General features: G+C 73.5%; 1 protein-coding gene. It reads right to left on the bottom strand.

The features are described 5' to 3' along the window. On the bottom strand, positions 1-490 hold a 490-nt coding region (locus tag AC5RUJ_RS18280), incomplete at both ends, for an MFS transporter (protein ID WP_494156523.1).

The raw sequence follows: 490 nt of genomic DNA, 5'->3' as shown, positions 1-490 counted from the left end.
CCCACCCGGTTGCCCAGCAGCCGCAGCGCCAGCGCCGACCCCCGGGACTCCGGCCGCACCGCGTGGCTGATCAGCGTCATGGTCAGCGGCTGGCCCAGGCCCAGGAGGAAGCCGCCCACGAACAGCGCCGCCGCGGCCACCCAGAAGGGTTCCAGGACGAACGGCGTCACCGCGATCGCCGCGCCGGAGCCCAGCAGGCTAACCACCAGCAACTGGATCCGGGTCCACCGGTGCACCAGCCAGGGCAGCAGGATCCGCGAGATGATCGACGCGCCCGCCCGCACGGCCAGCAGGACGCCCACCCAGAGCGGCGGCACCCCGAGTTCCTCGCCGACCAGCGGCAGGAACGCCACCAGGATGTCGATCACCGAGAGCAGCGCCATGGACGCGAGCATGTTCCAGGCCACGCCGGGCCGCCGCAGGATCTGGCTCACCGGCTCCTTCACCACCGGCTCCCGCGCGGCGCCGCCGTCGTTCTTGCCGCGGCGGA

It is taken from the genome of Arthrobacter sp. Y3223164, from assembly GCF_059091005.1.
This window is presented reverse-complemented; position numbering and strand designations above follow the sequence as displayed.